The organism is Bacillus sp. CCNWLW194 (assembly GCF_037120585.1).
Classification (GTDB): domain Bacteria; phylum Bacillota; class Bacilli; order Bacillales; family Bacillaceae_G; genus Bacillus_A; species Bacillus_A basilensis.
On record NZ_JBBBBL010000005.1, the window covers coordinates 124,547 to 142,298 of the forward strand.

Annotated in this window: 18 protein-coding genes; 12 read left to right on the forward strand and 6 right to left on the reverse strand. The window is 31.6% G+C overall.

The annotated features are described in order from the left end of the window. Positions 1-848: 848 nt before the first annotated feature. Both exsF and V7S50_RS13460 read right to left on the reverse strand, forming a co-directional pair. Positions 849-1,352: an exosporium protein ExsF gene (gene exsF / locus V7S50_RS13455; protein WP_242253217.1), complete on the reverse strand. Its 504-nt coding sequence runs from the start codon at positions 1,350-1,352 to the stop codon at positions 849-851. A 458-nt stretch (positions 1,353-1,810) separates the two neighbouring features. Next, positions 1,811-2,410: an undecaprenyl-diphosphatase gene (locus V7S50_RS13460; protein ID WP_242253218.1), complete on the reverse strand. Its 600-nt coding sequence runs from the start codon at positions 2,408-2,410 to the stop codon at positions 1,811-1,813. A 675-nt stretch (positions 2,411-3,085) separates the two neighbouring features. Between V7S50_RS13460 and V7S50_RS13465 the strand changes: the two genes are divergently transcribed. Both V7S50_RS13465 and V7S50_RS13470 read left to right on the forward strand, forming a co-directional pair. Beyond that, positions 3,086-3,796, forward strand: coding sequence for a class I SAM-dependent methyltransferase (locus tag V7S50_RS13465; RefSeq protein WP_242253221.1), 711 nt, complete (start codon positions 3,086-3,088; stop codon positions 3,794-3,796). A 120-nt stretch (positions 3,797-3,916) separates the two neighbouring features. Next, positions 3,917-4,324 (forward strand): VOC family protein, encoded by a 408-nt coding sequence (locus V7S50_RS13470; protein ID WP_242253224.1) that lies wholly within the window; start codon positions 3,917-3,919, stop codon positions 4,322-4,324. 47 nt (positions 4,325-4,371) lie between these two features. On the opposite strand, the gene V7S50_RS13475 is transcribed toward V7S50_RS13470, so the two are convergent. After that, entirely contained in the window at positions 4,372-6,057 is a 1,686-nt protein-coding gene (locus tag V7S50_RS13475; protein WP_242253226.1) for an alpha-keto acid decarboxylase family protein, read from the reverse strand. A gap of 107 nt (positions 6,058-6,164) precedes the next feature. Between V7S50_RS13475 and V7S50_RS13480 the strand changes: the two genes are divergently transcribed. The 5 genes from V7S50_RS13480 (at position 6,165) to spoIISB (V7S50_RS13500) (ending at position 8,969) form a co-directional block, all read left to right on the forward strand. After that, positions 6,165-6,647 carry a MarR family winged helix-turn-helix transcriptional regulator gene (locus V7S50_RS13480; protein ID WP_063223870.1) on the forward strand — a complete coding sequence of 161 codons (483 nt, stop codon included), beginning with the start codon at positions 6,165-6,167 and terminating at the stop codon, positions 6,645-6,647. Between the two features lie 168 nt (positions 6,648-6,815). Continuing rightward, positions 6,816-7,553 carry a 2,3-diphosphoglycerate-dependent phosphoglycerate mutase gene (gene gpmA / locus V7S50_RS13485; protein WP_242253228.1) on the forward strand — a complete coding sequence of 246 codons (738 nt, stop codon included), beginning with the start codon at positions 6,816-6,818 and terminating at the stop codon, positions 7,551-7,553. Positions 7,554-7,741: 188 nt separating this feature from the next. Then, on the forward strand, positions 7,742-8,479 hold the full coding sequence (locus tag V7S50_RS13490; RefSeq protein WP_242253552.1) for a type II toxin-antitoxin system SpoIISA family toxin: 738 nt from the start codon (positions 7,742-7,744) through the stop codon (positions 8,477-8,479). A gap of 112 nt (positions 8,480-8,591) precedes the next feature. Further along, entirely contained in the window at positions 8,592-8,717 is a 126-nt protein-coding gene (locus V7S50_RS13495; protein WP_061530834.1) for a hypothetical protein, read from the forward strand. Between the two features lie 75 nt (positions 8,718-8,792). After that, positions 8,793-8,969, forward strand: a complete 177-nt coding sequence (spoIISB, locus tag V7S50_RS13500) for a stage II sporulation protein SB (RefSeq protein ID WP_242253230.1) — start codon at positions 8,793-8,795, stop codon at positions 8,967-8,969. Positions 8,970-9,012: 43 nt separating this feature from the next. Here the strand turns inward: spoIISB (V7S50_RS13500) and V7S50_RS13505 are convergent, their stop codons facing one another. After that, complete coding sequence (locus tag V7S50_RS13505) at positions 9,013-9,288, reverse strand: hypothetical protein (RefSeq protein WP_242253232.1); 276 nt, start codon at positions 9,286-9,288, stop codon at positions 9,013-9,015. A gap of 26 nt (positions 9,289-9,314) precedes the next feature. Then, on the reverse strand, positions 9,315-9,575 hold the full coding sequence (locus tag V7S50_RS13510; RefSeq protein ID WP_252209273.1) for a hypothetical protein: 261 nt from the start codon (positions 9,573-9,575) through the stop codon (positions 9,315-9,317). A 658-nt stretch (positions 9,576-10,233) separates the two neighbouring features. Between V7S50_RS13510 and spoIISB (V7S50_RS13515) the strand changes: the two genes are divergently transcribed. After that, positions 10,234-10,410, forward strand: coding sequence for a stage II sporulation protein SB (spoIISB, locus tag V7S50_RS13515; protein WP_063223876.1), 177 nt, complete (start codon positions 10,234-10,236; stop codon positions 10,408-10,410). A gap of 143 nt (positions 10,411-10,553) precedes the next feature. After that, entirely contained in the window at positions 10,554-12,023 is a 1,470-nt protein-coding gene (gene pepD, locus V7S50_RS13520; protein WP_242253237.1) for a beta-Ala-His dipeptidase, read from the forward strand. A 595-nt stretch (positions 12,024-12,618) separates the two neighbouring features. Here pepD and V7S50_RS13525 read toward each other — a convergent pair. After that, positions 12,619-13,089, reverse strand: a complete 471-nt coding sequence (locus V7S50_RS13525) for a DUF5065 family protein (protein WP_063223878.1) — start codon at positions 13,087-13,089, stop codon at positions 12,619-12,621. 454 nt (positions 13,090-13,543) lie between these two features. Between V7S50_RS13525 and V7S50_RS13530 the strand changes: the two genes are divergently transcribed. From V7S50_RS13530 to V7S50_RS13540, 3 genes are all read left to right on the forward strand, one after another. Then, positions 13,544-14,203 carry a CatB-related O-acetyltransferase gene (locus V7S50_RS13530; protein ID WP_242253239.1) on the forward strand — a complete coding sequence of 220 codons (660 nt, stop codon included), beginning with the start codon at positions 13,544-13,546 and terminating at the stop codon, positions 14,201-14,203. A gap of 466 nt (positions 14,204-14,669) precedes the next feature. Continuing rightward, a complete protein-coding gene (locus V7S50_RS13535) occupies positions 14,670-15,983 on the forward strand; it encodes a D-alanyl-D-alanine carboxypeptidase family protein (protein ID WP_286676870.1) in 1,314 nt (437 codons plus the stop codon). 518 nt (positions 15,984-16,501) lie between these two features. Beyond that, entirely contained in the window at positions 16,502-17,650 is a 1,149-nt protein-coding gene (locus V7S50_RS13540; RefSeq protein ID WP_242253242.1) for an acyltransferase family protein, read from the forward strand. Positions 17,651-17,752: the final 102 nt, after the last annotated feature.

The following is a 17,752-nucleotide window of genomic DNA, read 5'->3' on the forward strand; positions in this document are numbered from 1 at the left end:
TCTATGTAAATATATGCTTAACCAATATAAGCCGTGAGTATGTTTGAGCGAAATGGTTATTAATTATAAATGTAAAGAGCGCTTTTTAAGGTGCTCCATGACCAAAACTAATATTGAAAAAGAATCCCACAAGATATTTTATGTATGTTCTTAATACATGTGCAGATTTTTCTTTTGCGCAACGAAGCAGCTAGTTAATAAAACTAACTGCTCGTTGTACAAAAGAAACGCTGCGCTTACAGCAATAGTTTGTAACTTTAAGTTACAAAAATAGTATGAACATGGTTAAAAATGTTATTCAAAAACAAAAGGGAATAAAATAAAAAAGAGCAGCTATTTATAATAACTGCTCTATTCGATACAACCTGGGTAAGAAGCAGATTGTATTATGATTAATATTAGCAAAATATTGAATTTTATTAAGTTCTTTAACAAAACCCTTATTTAGTAACAAATAAAGAGTACTGTAAAAGGTGCTCAATGGCTAATTCTGAAATAATCATGAGTATTGTATGTATGTTTCTAGTATATGTGCAGTTTATATATAATCTTTATTTAAATATATAGAGCGCTTTTTATAGCGCTCTGCTCCAAAATATAAGTTGAAAGAGGAAACATGACATTATATGCATGCTGTTTTAGAGTGGTGTTTGTTTAAAGCTTGATTTTCATAAAAAATAAAGCACACATATAAGTGTGCTCTTATGAACGCTTTAGATTTGTATGACTAGATAGTCACAATACAATAAAATATGCTTGTTTGATATAAATGTGTGTCAAATCTATAACATATATTTTGGGGTGTATAAGGAATATTAAATGTTAATTAATCAAGCATATTGTTTTTATTAACGAATTTGTGCAACTGTTAAAGCGGCAGAACGAATATCTACTGTACCAATTACTTCAACGGGTACAATTTGAATTAAATCACCAGGGTTTAAGTTAATTAGAATGACACCGCTGGATACATCTACTTCACCAGTGCCAATGATATTAGAACGGACTGCGGTTCCAGATCCTGCAATAATATTAGTTGATGAGTTTAGTGTCAAGAAAAAGCGCGCTGCTTCCGGGGCTACTGGAACATTATCGAGGCTGATTGTTAATGTATAACTGATTTGATAAATACCAGCTACTTGAATTCTAATACCAGTTCCTGTACTAATTGTATCATTGATTACAGGGACAGTAATATTAGGATTTGGGCCCGTGCTAGGTAGTAGTAGTGGCGTGAATAGTGTTGCAAATTGAGGTGAAGTAGCATTAAAAGCAAAACCGAGAGCTGGTAGAGTACTGGGGGCTTGTGCGCCACAATTAAAGTTTGAGAGCTTACGACTAGATGAGCGCATATTTTCACTCCTTTCTTTCATTTAGATTGCGTGAGTAATAACCTCACGTTTTGGACAAGCACAATACAATATATGAAAATTTATAGTGAATAGTGCAGAGGTGTACTGTTATGAATAAAACTAACTACCTGTTGTACAAAGGAAACACCACGCTTACAGAAATGGTTTGTAACCTAAAGTTGAAAACATAGTATGAACAGAGTTAAAAATGTTATTTAGAAATGAAAGAAAACATAATAAAAAAGAGCACGTATATAAGCATGCTCTTTGACAAGAAAGGTAGATTTTTATGAGTGGATTCCTCCATACAATAATATATGCTTGTCCGGTTAAAAGGTGAAAAGGCTTCATAAAATTATTATTTTAAAATTAAAGAGCACCTAAGGGAGCGCTCTTCGATCACAACAATATAAAAAAATACTTGATATTATATGTAATCTTTTTAGCTTTGTGATTAATTAAAAGTTTTTCGAATTGCTTTTGGATGGTAGTACATGCTGTTCTATTTTTTCGTAAAGATTAAGTAGTTGTTTGATGAATGTAATTTGTGGTGTTAACCAATACGAAAATAGTGCTGAAATAATTCCTATTAGAGCTCCTGTCATGACATCGAAAGGATAATGAACTCCTACCCAAATACGAGAAATAGCTATGCAGAATGCAAGCACAAGCCATAACCATCTAGCCTTTTTATGAACAAGCCAGAATGAAAAACAAATTGAAAAAAATAGAATCGTATGATCGCTAGGAAATGAATTATCAACTGCATGATCGACAAGTTTATTAACGTTAGGTAAAACTGCAAATGGTTGATAATTTAAGTGTAATTTCCCTGCTAATTTTCCAATTATTTCAGCAGTTATGAAAGCAATCATTGCTTGAATAATCACCATTTTGTTTTGTCTAGATTGAGTAAACCAATAAGCGATAATAATTAAACCTAAAAAATACACCATATATTCTGCTAAAAATACCATAGTTGAGTTTAGAGATGAATATTGCTTCCCTAAATCATTGATAGCTCGAAAAGCAGCAATATTTAATTGAGAAAAAGCCATTTTTAAATCGCTCCTTATATTGTGTCTATAACTTTATTACGTGAAAAAATTTTTAACTGAGGCTTAACAGTCTCTTAATTAATTCTTAGTTATTTCTTAACAATTCTTGTTTGTGTATAAGGGAAATTATAGTAAAGAGTTTATAGTGAAAAAATTGATTTTAGTGACATTAGTATTACAAAACTGTAAGGATTAGCTCATTAAAGATTATTAATAAAATAGTTATTTTGGAGAAAGGAAGAATGAATATAGAAGGAATCGAAACTGCTGAGGAATTACTTGAGGATATGAAGGAATGCTTTTTGAATGGAACATCTTTAAAGGTGATTTTAATCTCGTATCTTCGTTGATTGAAGAAGTGAAGCGTATAACAAAATAAAAATTTCATTTTGTAGACAAGGGGAATGGATATGTGTACTTATTGGGAAAATGCAGTTAAAGAATTCTTCAAGAAGCAAGAGCAGGAACGAAATAAAAGAGCAGCTAGCAAAAGCTAACTGCTCAATACAAGGAGATACAGAGAAGACTACTTTAAATGAATGTTGGCATACAGCCTACATACAGTATTGACCGAATATTTATTTTAAATCCAATTTATTTTAGGAGTTTTTTCTTTGTTTGAAAGTTCGAAAAGATATATAACAATTTTCTGACTATTAAACTGGAGGGATACAAATGAAAAATGAAACGTTACATATTCAAGAAGATATTATTGAAATGCTTGATTCATTATTAAGACCGGCAGAACCATTTTGGAATGAATTTTATAAGAATAGAGAAAAGGATGTTCCGTTTTTTGAAAATGTTCCAGATGAGAACCTAGTTTCGTATATACAAAAAAAGCGGGTTTCAAAAGGAAAAGTACTAGAACTTGGATGTGGTCCGGGTAGAAATGCAATTTATCTAGCAAATGAAGGGTTTGATGTAACAGCGGTAGATTTATCTATAGAGGGCATTAATTGGGGGAAAGAGAGAGCGTTAGCAAAAGAAATAGAAATTCACTTTATTTGTGATTCGATTTTTAATTTAGAGGGTCAAAATGATTTTGACTTTGTATACGATTCGGGCTGTTTACATCATATTCCACCGCATAGAAGAATAAATTATGTGAATTTAATTAAAAACTCCTTGAAATCGGGTGGTTATTTTGGATTAACATGTTTTGCGGCAGGTGATTTAGATGAACGAAATGGCTCGGAAATATCAGATTGGGACGTATATAGAGGATGGAGTCTGCAAGGTGGTCTTGCATACTCTGAAGAGAAATTAAGAGAGATATTTAAAGAATTTGAAGTGATTGAAATTAGAAAGATGAAGCAAATTGAACAACCAAATACTATGTTTGGAGAATCATTTCTTTGGACAGCATTATTTAAGAAGAAATAAGAAAGTAGATAATTGACAAACTTATCGTTTTTATAGACAATAAACTCATGGGAATGTACGTTCGTTTTTTGTTGGCCGATGTATGTTTTACATAAATACATAACAAGGGGTTGTCTCTATATGAGTAACACAAATCAAAAAATTACTACGTTTTTAATGTTTGAAGGTAAAGCTGAAGAGGCGATGAACTTTTACACGTCGCTATTCGATCAATCAGAAATTGTAAGTATCTCTCGCTACGATGAAAACGGACCTGGTAAAGAGGGTACTGTAATTCATGCAACTTTTACTTTACACGGACAAGAGTTCATGTGCATAGATAGTTATGTAAATCATAATTTTACATTTACACCAGCTATGTCTCTTTATGTAACTTGTGAGACAGAAGAAGAAATTGAAACGGCTTTTAATAAACTAGCCCAAGATGGAGCAGTACTTATGCCTTTAGGTGCTTATCCGTTTAGTAAAAAATTTGGTTGGTTAAATGATAAGTATGGTGTGTCTTGGCAGTTAACGCTTGCTGAATAAAAATTTAAAAAGAAAAGCGTAACCTATTTATAGTTACGCTTTTCTTTTTAAGCATTTTGCTGGCCGAATCTTTTCCCAAGTTTAGCTAACAATTCAGGCTGATCCGCTTGGCTCATTATAACTTCAACAAAGATAAGTTGATTCTTATTTAAAGTTTTTTCCGTTAAAACTTCTGCTAACCCTGTTTCATATTCCACTTTAAATGTTAGGCTTTTCTCTTCTGATCCGAATACGTTCGCTAGTTTTGTGTAATCCCACATTTGTATGTCATTATACGGTTCGTTTTGACCATGAATTGCACGTTCAACAGTGTATCCGTTGTTATTAATTAAAAATATAATCGGTTTTAAATTTTGACGTAGTATAGTCGATAACTCTTGGACAGTTAATTGAAATGAACCATCACCAATAATTAAAATGTTGCGCCGTGATAAATCAGCGAGTTGTGTACCAAGTAGAGCAGGTAATGTATAACCAATCGATCCCCATAGTGGTTGCGCAACATATGTAGTGTTGTTTGGTAAAGGTATAGCGGCACTACCAAAGAAAGGTGTTCCTTGCTCTACGATTAAGACGTCGTTTTCTTGTAAGAACTGGTACATTTGCTGCCAAAAACGTTTTTGCGTAACCATTTGTGGCTTTGGATTAAACTTTTCAGTAATAGATAGTGATTCTGAAATAAATGGCTTAATATCAAGTGTTTCCTCATTTCGATGTTCAATTACATCAGTTAACTGTTGTAAAACATCTTTCATTACAACTGGTCCATATTTTTTATCTATAATTTTAACAGTGTATGGATGAATTTCTATAACTTGCTCTTTCGTAAAACCTTGTGTGAATCCGCCTGTAATAGTGTCAGTCAATTTCACACCAATACTAATAATACAGTCAGATTCATCAATTCTTTTTCGTAAGTACGGAGAACTAACATCACCAGTATAAATTCCTATAAACTGAGGATGTTTTTCAGGGAATATACCTTTCCCCATACTTAACGTTGCGATAGGAAACCCAGTTTGTTCTACGAGTTGATATAAATATTCTTTAGCGTGAAATCGATCTACTTCAAAATCCGCTAAAATTACAGGTTTTTTGGCGCTTTTTATTTTTGAAGTGACATGTAAAAGCATTTTATCGAGCGTTTCTTTATTACTTAAAATTGGTTTATGTAAAATTGGTTCCGTAGGTTTATTAATTGGTTTATTATACACATCAATCGGCAAATTAATATGAACTGGGCGTTTCTCGCGCCAACATGCGCGTAACACGCGATCGATTTCCTCAGCTGCATGTTCAGGGGTTAAATTTGTTTGTGCTACAGTAATTTCTCGATACATATTGGAAAAGTGATCAAACTTTCCATCGCCTAAAGTATGATGAACAAGCTCTCCATTTTCCATTATTGTTGTTGGTGGTGTCCCCGTGATTTTTATAACTGGTACGTTTTCGGCATATGAGCCAGCAACTCCGTTTAGAGCGCTTAATTCTCCAACGCCAAAGGTGGTAATAAGAGCTGCAATTCCTTTTATGCGAGCGTATCCATCTGCAGCATATGCCGCATTTAATTCAGTACAGTTGCCAATCCACTTTAAATTTTCATGTGCCATTACATCATCTAAAAAGGCAAGATTATAATCACCAGGAACACCAAATATATGCTCGATTCCTAATTCACGTAGTCGATCTAATAAATATGTACTTACGGTATATTGCGTTTTCAAGTGAATCATCTCCTAATTGTGCAACGAATATTTCAATAAACTAAAGAAGTTCCAATGCGTTCATTAAAATATAGATTACTGGATTGTGTTATAATTTACATACAGGGGGAAAGTAGATGACACAACATAAAGAAGAACAGATGAATGAAGCATTAGCATTATTTTACTTTGCATATAAAACATTTACTGAAAAGCCAGATGAAATTATAAAAGAGTATGGTATACAACGAGTACATCACCGAATTTTATTTTTTATCGCACGCTTTCCAGGGATAAGTGTTAATGAGTTATTATCGCTGTTAGAAATAAGTAAACAAGCTCTTCACGGACCACTCCGTCAACTTGTGGAAAAGAGCTTAATTGAGAGTAATGAAGCTACACATGACCGCCGTGTGAAACAGTTGTCTTTAACAGAAAAAGGTGTGAATTTAGAGAGAAAACTGAGCGATGTACAAAGGCAACAAATGAGTGCTATTTTTTCAAAATTTGGTGAATCATGTGAAGAAAACTGGCATCAAGTTATGAATGAAATGGCAAATAGTCGTTCTGGTTTTGATGCATGGATATCAAAACGGGAAATACCAGTTGATCAAAAGTAATGAATAAAAACATCTGTTTTATAGTTTGAAAAAGATAAAGTTTTATCCATACATTTGGCAAATATGAATAAATCGTAGTATGTGTGGATAAAAAAATTACATTACCAAAAACTTTATATGTGTACGCAATGGAGCATTAAAATTCATATTTCCGAGAGGGGAATTATAATGATAAAACTTGTACTTATTCGTCACGGACAAAGTTTATGGAATCTTGAAAATCGTTTTACTGGATGGACAGATGTTGATTTATCTGAGAATGGATTAAGTGAAGCGAGAGAAGCAGGATCGATATTAAAGAAAAATGGATATACTTTTGATGTTGCTTATACATCTGTATTAAAACGAGCTATTCGGACGTTATGGATTGTACTTCACGAGATGGATCTTTCCTGGGTGCCAGTACATAAATCTTGGAAGCTAAATGAAAGACATTATGGTGCATTACAAGGGTTGAATAAAGATGAAACAGCGCAAAAATATGGTGAGGAGCAAGTTCATATTTGGAGAAGAAGTATTGATGTAAGACCACCTGCTCTTACTGAAGATGATCCTAGGTATGAAATGAATGATCCAAGATATAAAGCACTGAAAAAAGGTGAGTTTCCATTGACAGAATGTTTAGTGGATACGGAGAAAAGAGTACTTGCTTATTGGCATTCAGAAATTGCGCCGAAATTAAAGAATGGTAACAAAGTAATCATTTCATCACATGGTAACACAATTCGCTCTCTAGTAAAATATTTAGACAATCTTTCAAGTGATGGTGTTGTTTCATTAAATATTCCAACGAGTATACCGCTCGTTTATGAATTAGACGAAAATTTACGTCCGATTCGGCATTATTACTTAAGTATGGATAGAGAAGTACCTGAAGGGGAAATTCCGAAACATATTACTTTTTAACATGAACATTTGAAACGCATGCTTGTCTACATATACAATGTAGATTCAAGATAAAAGACGTGGCACCTTCTAATGTATATGCGATGTAGCTAAATTTAGAAGCTTGTCCACGTCTTTTGTCATAAAGAGAGCTGCTTGTGCATGTAATGATATCGTGAGTAGTTTTTGAATGGAGGGTGATGTCATTGGTGATCTCTAACATTCGAATCGGCCTATTTATTTTAGCAATCGTTTTTCTAGTACTTGTTTTCTTTTATTGGAAAAACGAAGAGTTGTACGAGGAGAAGAAGCAACGTATTAGAAAGACTTGGTATGGGTTGTTTATAATATCAGTCACCGTGTATTTCATGATAAAAGGAATTGATTTAACCCTCTGGAAAAATCTTTTAATGTTCACTGCAATGGTTATTTTTGTTGATATCGCATTTATTTTAACACCAAATATTTCAGAAATATGGGGAGCGAAATTTAGCGATATCGGTAAGACTGTCCAATCGATAAAACGATCATTAATTGCTTCTAAAGCAAGAGGAGAAATTTACACAACAATTATTCAAAATGTCAATTCAGCAGTATTCGGTACGATGGAATGGCATACGGAAGAGGAATATACAAAGAGCTTAAACGTGTTTTTAGATTCATATGGGGAAAAAATTGGGGCGAAAATAGTTGTATTTGAAGCGGCAAAGGAATTAAATACAAACTTTCGTGGTATTCGCTCTCAATTTAGTATTATGGTTCCGTTTGAACACATCGAGCAATTGAATGAGCAGAAAGCAGTGCAAGTAGAGAATGTCGGAATTATACCAGCAAAAATAGTGAGTGATGTTTTCATTGTTATTGACGGGAAGAAAAATAATCTTCAAGATCGGGATTTTGAAAATGTATATAATTTAACAATACATCATAGTTATTTTAGTAAATAAGGACAGGATTTTTTTCTGTCCTTTTCACTTATACATAAAGGTAAAGCGAATTTAGACAAACTTGTATAAAATCGGACAATCATTCCTACACTAGCACGTAGAGGTGATTGTAGTGATAAAAGATAATAATAATGATTTTTTTAAAGAAGATAATGAAGATACAACAGATTTCTCGTTAATAAAAGGAGATACTTTGCAGCAAGTAGAAGAATTAGAAGATGAATTAAAAAGAAAATGATACGTGTACACCCTGTCTGCATTTGCTATATAATATAAATAAAAGGTTGTATCTTTTTGAAAAGGTGGAGAAGAGATGGCTGAAGTAAATGTACAAAAGTCTTCGTTTTTTAAAGAAAAAAAAGAAGCACCCAATACAGATTTCTCTCTTGTGAAGGGTGCATTGACTCAAAATGTGGATCGATTAGAAAAATTTGTAGAGACAATTCCATATAAGTATATAAAAAAGGGTAATGTAAAAGAGAATGCGTAAAAACATTCTCTTTTACATTACCTCTTTATGATTTGTTTATGCGTTATTTCTTTTTTTGTTTAAAAATGATTTTATACATAAAATACCCAAGGGCTGCAAAGATGAATCCAATAGCAGCACCAACTATTTGTTTCATAAACAATAAGTATAACGAAGCAATAATTAGGGTAAATAAGATTAAAATTAATACATGCTTTGAAATAAATTCTAACCCTTTGTACACTAGTAGAATGACACCTGAAAGAACAGTGATGATAGGTAATATCCTATTTTCGAAAAAGCCTTCCTTTTTTTTGCTAGAATGCTGTTGTTTATTCAATATAAATATACTCCCGTCTTAAAGGATTAATCTTTTATTAGTTTTGCTATTTCATTTTCGAAAAGATTTTTGGTTAAATGGATTATATCAAAGGAATCATTTATTATATTTCGAGTTAATAGCCATTGGGTGTTTGGTGATTCAATAACAAAGAATCCATTGTCAGAAATAACCTCATTCTTTTCGGTTGTATCTAGACGCATAATAGTGTAAATAGAATGTGTTGATTTTAAATCTATTATAAAATTTTCAGCATATAAGGAATTAAATCCATTCCCTATTAACATTGTTTTCCCTTCTTGAATAGACAAAGGGAAAAAATTTTCAATATTTTGTACGATATGGTTTGGAAGAGTTCCTACAATGTTACTTCCTTGTTCCTCTTGCTGAAATACTAGCTGTAATAAATTTTTAGATTCTAAAAATAATCTATCGTCTGAAATTTCTTCAATTTTATGTGCAATACCAACTCAACTCTGATATGTAACGTTTGAAGTGTTATCAATATAAATGTTAGCAGTAATCGTTGTTTCGTTTATAAAATCGACTTTTTGAAGTAATAATGGAAGGTGCGGATTACATAAAGTGCTGAATAATTTCTCTATACTAGGTTGTAACTGTATTTTTTTATTAATCTCTTTGTATGAAAAATTATTTTAACCAAGAGTATATTAGATGGAAATCCCATTAAAATCTACTTTTTTATAATATCAAATATTATTATTAAATAGCAGATTAATATTGTTAATTTTATGATAATTAACAAAAATAAAAAAGAGAGAATGCCAGCTAGGAGTTAAAGGCACATCAGATTTCTCGTTAATAAAAGGAGATACGGTGCAGCAAGTAGAAGAATTAAAAAGAAGATGATACGTGTACACACTGTCTACATTTGCGATATAATATAAATAGAAGATTGTATCTTTTTGAAAAGGGGGAGAAGAGATGGCTGAAGTAAATGTACAAAAGTCTTCGTTTTTTAAAGAAAAAAAAGAAGCACCCAATACAGATTTCTCTCTTGTGAAAGGTGCATTAACGGAAAATATAAATCGGTTAGAGAAATTAATGAATAATAGTACTTCAAAATATATGAGAGCAAAAAAAGAGAAAGAAAATGCATAGTGCATTTTCTTTCTCTTTTTATATGTAATTTAAATGTTTAACGAGCAGATATTAAAGTATGAAATAGAAAGTGAAAATAATGAATCATGGTATAATGATAAAAGGCTTACATATTATTTTGTTATTTTGAGAGGAGCTTAAAAATGTATTCTACTTTAGAACAATTAACAAAGCACCCTGTATTTTATCATTTTGCAGAAATTTCAAAGATTCCTAGAGGATCAGGTAACGAAAAGGAAATTAGTGATTTTTTAGTTGGTTTTGCGAAAGAGCGTAATTTAGAAGTAGTTCAAGATGAAGCATTAAATGTCATTATTAAAAAAGAAGCAACTGCTGGTTATGAAAATGTACCAGCTATTATCATTCAAGGTCATATGGATATGGTATGTGAAAAAAACCAAGCAACCGTACATGATTTTGAAAAAGATCCAATTGAATTACGAATTATTGGGGACATGTTATATGCAAATCAAACAACTTTAGGTGCTGATAATGGGATTGCAGTTGCATATGCATTAGCTTTATTAGATTCAAAAGACATTCCGCATCCAGCACTTGAAGTGGTTATTACTACTGAAGAAGAAACGACAATGGGCGGAGCTTTTGCTGTTGATTCAAATCATTTTGAAGGAAAGATTTTTATTAATATTGATTCTGAAGAAGATCATAAATTACTAGTAAGTAGCGCAGGTGGTGCGAAAGCTGTTGAAACAATTCCAGTAATTTGGGATGAAGCGCCAGTAAATATGGATGCATACCGTCTATATATCGGTGGTCTAAAAGGCGGACATTCTGGTATGGAAATTGATAAACAACGTGGTAATGCGAACAAAGTATTAGGACGAGTATTACATGATTTATTAGCAAATATTCAATTTGATATAAGTGAAGTTCATGGCGGATTGAAAACGAATGCAATTCCGCGTGAAAGTGTAGCTACAATTGTATTACGTACAGAAGACGTAGAGAAGGTAGAAGAAATACTAGAATCATGGACACGAGTATTACAAGAAGAAATGCGTGCTGTTGATCCAGATGTTCATGTTACACTTACAAAATTGGATGAGAAAGTAGAAAAAGTATTTGCTAAAGAAACACAAAAGCAACTTATTTCATCATTATTCTTAATTCCAAATGGCATTCAAAGTATGAGCATGGATATTAAAGGTCTAGTAGAAAGCTCAACAAATTTAGGTGTTATTGAAACATTGCAAGATGAAATTAAATTACGTAACGAAGTGAGAAGTTCTGTAAGTAGTTTAAAACAGCATATTGCAGATGAGATTAAATGTATTGCTGAATTAGTTGGTGCAACATTTGAAATAGAGTCAGAGTATCCAGAATGGCCATACAATCCGAATTCGCAAATTCGTAATTTATTTGAAAAAGTGCATCAAGAAAAATACAATAAAGATGTTGAAATCTTCGCTGTGCATGCAGGGATTGAATGTAGTGTATTCGTTCAAAAGATGCCTGAATTAGATGCAATTTCATTCGGTCCAGATATATTCAACGTCCATACGCCAGATGAACATATTAGTATTTCTTCTGTTGTGAATAACTGGGGATTCTTCGTTGATGTAATGAAGGGTACGAAAGAATTAGCTAAGTAATAATGATGAAATGAAAAATAGCCTATAAAACTTTATAGGCTATTTTTTTATATAGAGTTTTATTAGAAATTCGTTTTTATGTAAGTATTTAATTTTTGCTTTTATTTCTAAAAGAGATTGTACCAAAGATTGCTCCGGATATTGCTCCGATTAAAGTCATAAAAATTGCACTCCAAGCTGCAATTGACATTATTACACCTCCAAATAATAAATTATTGTTTCTTATTCCTTTTAATAGAAATGATGATTGCAACAACTGCTAAGAAAATAAGAGGAGACCAAGAAAAGAAAGACATGTAGCATTCTCCCTTCAATAATTATGTAAGATATTTATATAAATTAATTATCACATGTTTTTAAATCGAACATGTGTAATATGCAATATTGCATATTGGATTGTAGAACTTAAAGAAGTGGAAACAGTTATTGAATAAAAATGATAATTTATAAAGAAAGTAAGGATTTTTTCTAACCTTAAAAGGGGAAAACAATCAAAAAACTCCTCTATCTTATATAAGGTAGAGGAGTTTTTAAAATGGTTTTTGTTTAAGAAAAATAGTATTCAATATTTATTTACTGGTGAGATAAACGTAAATTATTTTGAGATTTTAAAGCTGCCCCCATAATAATAATTTTCTCCAAGTTTCATAACAGCTACATATGTTCCTGGATTATAAGCCTTAGTAATAGGCGTTACAAACCTACCATAATTATGTTTTAAACCTGAGTCATAGATGGTTTTATATCTATGCAAGTTTATTTTATCATTTTCATTTCCACTCAATTGATATATTTTTACAATACCAGTATCCTTACCACCAGTATATATAGTAACATCGAATGTATCTCCATGCTTTAAGTCACCAACTGCTAACTCTTCTATAAAATCTGCATTATGATGTAATAAAAAATAACTTTGCCACCGCCAAGTATCTACAAATCGTGATTCTTTTTGTGTAAGTTGCGATTCAGCAGAAACAGGTGGGAGTGTACTAATTGTATTCGAAAATAAAAATCCTCCAACAGTCAATGCGCCAATAATTGTTGATTGCCTTAAAAGTTTCATCTTCTAGACCTCCTAAATAATAAAGGATTTAAAAATCGATTTTGTGAAAAACTAGCTGTGAAATCTAAAGGATGATAATATCTTCTATAATCATATTAACATTTATTGATTTATCAGACAAATCAAAGAATAATAAAATTATATCGAGGGAGTAAAGGGTAATATAAGAATGAAGTTAGATGTAAAACTAAGAAATCTTTATCATAGGTAATTAGGATCTATTATTTGAAAACGCGATTATTTTAATACTGAAATTTCAATTCACACCATAAGTTTTAGTACATAATTTTACAATTTGACTTATATAATTTATCGCGTTATGATTCCGTTATAATAAAAGAAAGGCTTGAGGATAATGATTCGTCGTTTGAGAAAGCTAAAAAATGTAGCAGTCGTAGTAAGCTTCTAAGTAAATTGAAAAAATCTACAATACTTAGAAGCGAGGAATAAAGTTATGAAGCATCCATTATATAATCATTGGTCAGAAACGAAGTATTTAAAAGATATAGTAACAAATCCACTCATTGAGGTAGGAGAGTACTCCTATTATTCAGGTTATTATGGTCATCAAAATTTTGAAGATGGCTGTGTAAGGTATTTGTGGGGGGATGCTAAGTCCCGAGCACTGTTCAATCCAATTGAACAGATGGGATGGCATCTTGATAAACTCATTATTGGGAATTATGTTTGTATTGCCAGTGGAGTAGTCATTTTAATGGGTGGTAATCACAATCATCACTCAGAATGGATTACAGTATATCCATTCGCTGAGCAAATTGAACATTCATATGAACCGAAGGGCGATACAGTCATTAAAAGTGATGCTTGGATTGGAATGAATGCTATTATTATGCCTGGCGTTACAATCGGTGAAGGTGCAATCGTTGCAGCAGGATCTGTCGTAAGTAAAGATGTTCCGCCGTATACAATAGTGGGCGGAAATCCTACTAAAGAAATAAAGAAACGGTTCACTGATGCACAAATAAATATGCTAATGGAAATGCGTTGGTTTGATTGGGATAGAGAATTAGTTGAGAAAGCAATTCCTATTTTATCTAGTTCATCTATTGAATTATTATATGATTTTTATAAAAAGGAACTAAAAAATAGATAGATCTGTGAAAAAACTACATTCTATATAGGATGTAGTTTTTTTATTATAAAAATGAATAGTCTAGACTAAGGAAAATTCATCTCTAGTATGAGTTTAGCAAATAGCTGAATTAAATAATTAAAATCCTTGATAGCTAATAAAACCAGTGTGTCTCGATATTTAATCGGGACACACTGGTTTTATTTTTTGAAAATGTGGAACAAATGTATTATTTTGATTGTCTATTCATTGTAATCCTAAAAAATATGAAAGTACGGATTATCTTGAAAAATACAAAGGTATTAAAAATAGGGATGTGTGTAGGAATACAAAGTATCAGTGCGCCTAAAAGTGTGGGATGAGATGGTCTATATGAAAGCAATCCTAACGTCTTATATGTATATAGAATTTGAGAATACTGTCTATTTTTTGAGGATTATGTAAGAATAACATTTTTTTGAGTACAAAGATATTGGAGGTAACAGAAGTGAAAGGTATGTTTTGCAAGAGAAGTATTGCAATAGTAACAGTGCTTATACTATTTTATAGCATGGTCGTTACATTTGGAAGAGCATCAGCTGAAACAGTTCCTGCTATAGATGTAGAAGCAGGATCAGCAATTTTAGTAGAAGCAAATTCCGGGAAAATTTTATATCAAAAAAATGCAGATGAATCATTAGCCATTGCTAGTATGACAAAAATGATGAGTGAATATTTAGTTCATGAAGCGGTGGATAAAGGAAAACTTAAATGGGATCAAAAAGTTAAAATCTCTGAATATGCATATAAGATTTCGCAAGATCGCTCATTATCAAACGTTCCATTAGAAAATGGTGGCTCTTATACAGTAAAAGAGTTATATGAGGCAATGGCAATTTACTCTGCAAATGGTGCAACAATTGCTTTAGTTGAAGAAATTGCTGGAAAAGAAGTCGATTTTGTGAAAATGATGAACGATAAGTCAAAAGAGTTTGGAATGAAAAATTATAAATTTGTAAATTCTACAGGTTTAACAAACCAAGATTTAAAAGGATATCACCCAGAAGGGACAACTCTAGACGAGAACAATAAAATGTCCGCAAGAGATTGTGCAATTTTAGCACAACGTCTTATTCAAGACTTCCCGAAAATATTAGATACAGCAAAAATTCCCAAAAAAACATTCCAAAAGGGTGGCAAGTATCCAATTGATATGGTGAATTTTAACATGATGTTAAAAGGTTTAATTAAGCAATATGAAGGTGTAGATGGGTTGAAAACAGGAACTACTCCAGAAGCCGGTGATTGCTTCACTGGTACAGTAGAAAGAAACGGTATGCGCCTAATCTCTGTAGTGATAAAAACAAACTCTCATACAGCACGTTTTGATGAAACGAAGAAATTATATGATTACGGATTTGCGAATTTTGAAGTGAAGAAGCTATATGGAAAAGATTCTATGGTAAAAGGGCATGAAACAGTGCGAGTAGCAAATGCAAAAGACAAAGACGTAGTTGTTCAAACGAAGCAGGCTATTTCACTTCCAATGCCGAAGGACAATAAAGACGTTTATAAAAAAGAATTTAAAATATCGAATAAAGTACAAGAAGCGCCTATTAAAAAAGGTGTAAAAATAAGTAAAATGATTATCTCGCCTAAAGATAGTACAGATCCTGGGTTCTTATCAGGTAAATCATTACAAATAGACCTTGTAACAAAATCTGATGTAGAACAAGCAAATTGGTTTACACGTTTTATGCGTAAAATCGGTTCTTTTTTCAGCGGTATGTGGGATAGCGCGATTGATATAATAAAAAGCTAACTTGATAAGATAAAAATCCATATTAATCTGAAACAAAGAGTTTCAAAGTATTATGGATTATTATGTAGATAGTTTGACATGGAATATTGCATTAATTCTCAAATTTGGTTCTTCAGAACTATTGGTAGTGATATCAAGCTAAACTAAATTTGTATCTATATAATCAAAAAACGCTATTCTTTTTGTAGAAATATACAGAAAGAATAGCGTTTATTATGAATTTTTTGATTTAAAGCATTCTAGTACAAGGTTAGTTTAATAAAGTTACATGAAGAACAATCATCCATTATTTCATCAAATGATAATAAAAATTAATATCCGGTACTTATTTCTGTAATTAGATTTTATGAAAAATTAATAAAGTCTTTTCTTTGTATTAACTATTTTGTTTTAAATTATTTATATAAGGAAATGGAAATCAGAAAACAGATACATAGATTAACTTTGAACTGCTTATATGAGGGATCTAAATAGACATTATGTACAATTTTCCCACTACGGCTATTATAGCGGCCTTTATGAACAGCAAAATCTACAATATACAAGGAGAACATTTTATGAGTAAGAGAATAAAAGAATTAGATTCCATACGGGGGTTAGCAGCACTTACTGTGGTATTTGGACATTTTTGTTTAATGCTACCATCGTTGCCTAATTTTATTAAATTTTCCCCACTTAGGTTTTTATGGGCAGGTGGGGAAGCAGTTATCGTTTTTTATGTACTAAGTGGTTTTGTTTTATCTATGGCACTTTATCATTCAAAAACAAATTATTGGGGATATTTAATTAAGAGATTTGTAAGAATCTATATTCCTTATTATTTTTGGATAATCATTACCTTTGCTTTATTTATATTGTTTTCGCCGTATGAAGTGGTAGGGCTACGGGATTGGTTCTATGATAGGTGGCAAGGGTCTATAACAAAATTAGATATTATAAACCATTTTGTGCTTCTTAATAACTTTTTTACCGAAAATTATAATCCAGTTATTTGGTCATTGGCTCAAGAAATGCGTATATCTATTGTGTTTCCTTTGTTATTCCTTCTTTTTTATAAACTGAATTGGAAGAAAACGATACTATTTGCTTTGAGTTTTTCTTTAATTAGTGTTTTTCTTAATATGTTGCATATTGGGAAAGCTGAGGGGTTTTATAATGGTTATGCAGATACACTACATTTTACATCTATGTTTCTGGTTGGAATGTTACTTTTTAAGCATCAGGAAAAACTTATCTACTCATATAGGAATATGAAAAAAATTAATAAAGGATTTCTGATTGTAATAGGGATTATTTTATATTTATATTCCATTTTAATCTATGGTTTTTCCCGTAATGATACTACTTTCTTATTAAAAGATTGGGGTGTTGTAATGGGTGTTAGTATATTTATTATAATGGCCATGAGTAACCTAAAAGTAAAAGTATTTTTAAATAAGGGTGTGTTTGTATATTTAGGAGAAATTTCATACAGTATCTATTTGTGCCACTTTCCAATCATGATGGTACTATTTAAACTTTTGTATACAAAGATACCTATCTTTTTCCTTCTTATTTTGTGCATTACAGTGACACTACTTTTTTCTATGGTTTCGTATCATTTAATCGAAAAGAAATGTATCAATTGGGCAAAACAAAGAACAACAAATTTTTTGAAAAAAGTATAATGCCTAGAGAGATTTTATTTCTTTAGTAAATATATGAATATGACCGATTCCTAAGCATATTGGGAATCGGTCAATTTTGGATTCTACATGTAAATATAATAA